Source organism: Streptomyces alkaliphilus, from assembly GCF_014141535.1.
In the GTDB taxonomy this organism is placed as follows: domain Bacteria; phylum Actinomycetota; class Actinomycetes; order Streptomycetales; family Streptomycetaceae; genus Streptomyces; species Streptomyces alkaliphilus.
The window spans coordinates 1-2,707 of sequence record NZ_VKHT01000724.1; the positions used below are offsets into that span (position 1 = coordinate 1).

At 70.7% G+C, this 2,707-nt stretch carries 4 protein-coding genes; all 4 read left to right on the top strand.

Features of this window, described 5'->3' with window-relative positions:
• Positions 1-51: 51 nt before the first annotated feature.
• The gene (locus tag FNQ90_RS18975; RefSeq protein WP_228454647.1) at positions 52-507 is read left to right on the top strand and encodes a roadblock/LC7 domain-containing protein; all 456 of its coding nucleotides are present in this window, start codon (positions 52-54) and stop codon (positions 505-507) included.
• Positions 504-857 (top strand): DUF742 domain-containing protein, encoded by a 354-nt coding sequence (locus FNQ90_RS18980; RefSeq protein ID WP_182607473.1) that lies wholly within the window; start codon positions 504-506, stop codon positions 855-857. Before FNQ90_RS18975 ends, FNQ90_RS18980 begins: the two co-directional genes overlap by 4 nt.
• Positions 838-1,458 (top strand): GTP-binding protein, encoded by a 621-nt coding sequence (locus FNQ90_RS18985; protein ID WP_173019646.1) that lies wholly within the window; start codon positions 838-840, stop codon positions 1,456-1,458. The genes FNQ90_RS18980 and FNQ90_RS18985 overlap by 20 nt, the downstream gene beginning before the upstream one ends.
• A partial coding sequence (locus FNQ90_RS18990; protein ID WP_182607474.1) for a cytochrome P450 occupies positions 1,455-2,707 on the top strand: 1,253 nt, incomplete at its 3' end. The genes FNQ90_RS18985 and FNQ90_RS18990, both read left to right, overlap by 4 nt.

Genomic DNA, 2,707 nt, shown 5'->3' on the forward strand with positions numbered 1-2,707 from the left:
CCCCACGCCCCCCGCCCCGACCACCTTTTCAGTTCCGAAGGACGAATCCCGATGACCGCACCAGAACCCGGGGCCTCCAACCCGATGGGCAACATTCCCGCCACCAAGCTGGACTGGCTGCTGGAGAACCTCCTCGAGCGCACCCCGGGCGCCCGTCACGCGCTGGTGCTCTCCCGCGACGGCCTCAAGCTCTGCCGCACCCCCGAGCTCTCCGAGGACCAGGCCGACCAGCTCGCCGCCATCTCCGCCGGCATCCAGAGCCTGTCGCACGGCGCCTCGATCGAGTTCGGCGACGGAAGCGGCGGTGTCCGTCAGTCGATGACCGAGTTCTACGGCGGCATCCTCTTCATCGTCGAGGCGGGGGACGGCGCCCACCTCGCCGTGGTCGCCGACGAGACCGCCGACCCCGGCCTGATCGGCCACAACATGAACGAGCTCGTCGAGCAGCTCGGCGAGTACCTCAGCGCCCCGCCCCGACGACCGGATGAAGGTGATGATCGGGCATGAGTCCTCCCCGGCACGAGAACCCGGACCGGCTGTACACCGTCACCGGTGGCCGCAGCCGGGCCACCTCGGACGCGTTCGACCTGGTCACCCTCGTGGTCAGCGAATGCGAACCCACCCCCGGCATGCAGTCCGAGCACGCCGCGATCCTGCGGTTGTGCCGGTACCCCACGGCGGTCGTGGAGATCGCCGCCGACCTCGGCATGCCGGTCGGCATCGTGAAGATCCTGCTCGGCGATCTGTTGGACACCGGACGGATCACCGCCCGCCACCCGCAGACCGCCCGGCGGTCGGCGCAACTACCCGACACTTCCCTCCTGGAGCAGGTGCTCGTTGGACTCCGCAACCTCTGATCCGGCTCTGCGTGCGACTTCCCGGACGCCACTGAGCAGCACCGCCGACAACGGCCTGAAGATCGTCATCGTCGGTGGCTTCGGCGTCGGCAAGACCACCATGGTCCGGTCCGTGAGCGACATCAGGCCGCTCAACACCGAGGAGACCATGACCCGCGCCGGGGAGGCGATCGACGACCTCTCCCGGGTGCGGGACAAGACCTCCACCACGGTGGCCTTCGACTTCGGCCGCATCACCCTGAACGAACGCACGATCCTCTACCTGTTCGGCGCCCCCGGCCAGGAACGCTTCTGGTTCCTGTGGGACCGCCTGTTCAGCGGCACCCTGGGCGCCGTGGTCCTGGTGGACACCCGCCGACTGGCCGACTCCTGGTACGCCATCGACCGCCTGGAACACCACGGCACCCCGTTCATCGTGGCGCGCAACGACTTCGGCGGCCCGGCCCACTCCGCCGAGGAGGTCCGCGAGGCACTCGACCTCTCCGACGACGTACCGATGGTGGAGTGCGACGCCCGCTCCCGCAACTCCAGCAAGTTCGTCCTCATCTCCCTGGTGGAGCACCTCCAGCGGCTCGCCGCGGCCCGGGAGGGGGTCCGGTGAGCGCGACGGGGGGCGGAGCCCCGGGCTGCCCGTTCGCCGACGGCACCGTGCCCCTGTCGGGATCCCGCTTCCACACCGATCCCGCCGCGCTCTACCGCGAGATGCGGCGCGAGCACGGCGCCGTGGTGCCGGTGGAACTGCTCGGCGGGTTCCCCGCCTGGCTGGTCATCGGTTACCGGGAGCTGCTGCGGGTCACCGGCGACCCCGAACTGTTCAGCCGCGACTCGGGGCTGTGGAACCAGTGGGCCTCCGTCCCGCCGGACTGGCCACTGCTGCCGATGATCGGCCGGAACCAGCCCTCCATCCTCTACACCGTCGGCAGCCGCCACCAGCGGCGGGCGATGATGATCTCCGACGCCCTGGAGGCCGTCGACCCCGTCGACCTGGCCCGGCACACCGAGCAACTCGCCGACTCCCTGGTGGACGGATTCTGCCGGAAGGGCGAGACGGAACTCATCTCGGCGTACGCGATGCTGCTGCCGGTGCTGGTGCTCGCCCGCCTCTACGGTTTCCCCGACGTCGAGGGCCCCGACCTCGCCCGGGCCCTCAACGACATGATCGACGGCGGGGAGAACGCCTTCGCCGGTCAGCAACACCTGGCCGGTTCCATGCACCGGTTGGTGGCGAACCGGCGGGCCCACCCCACCAAAGACGTCGTCTCGCGCATGCTGGCCCACCAGCCGCAGGAGTTCACCGACGAGGAGATCCTCCAGGACCTCATGGTGATGACGGCCGCCGGCCACCAGCCGACCGCCGACTGGATCGGCAACTCGGTGCGCCTGATGCTCACCGACGACCGCTTCGCCGCCTCCCTGGCCGCCGGGCGCAACAGCACCGGCGAGGCCATGAACGAGGTGCTCTGGGAGGACACCCCCACCCAGAACGTCGCGGGGCGCTGGGCCTCCCGCGACACCCAGCTCGCCGGCCGGCACATCCGCACCGGTGACATGCTCCTGCTCGGCCTGGCCGCCGCCAACTCCGACCCCTCCGTACACGCCGGGGCGGGCGCGGGAAGCGGTCCGTACGACGGACTGCGCGGCGGCAACCACGCCTTCTTCTCCTTCGGCCACGGCGAGCACCGCTGCCCGTTCCCCGCCCGGGAGATCGCCGAGATCATCGCGCGGACCGGCATCGAGGTCCTCCTCGACCGCCTGCCCGACATCGATCTCGCCGTACCCGCCGCGTCCCTGGTCCGGCGTCCCTCGCCGTGGCTGCGCGGTATGGCCGCACTGCCCGTCCGCTTCACCCC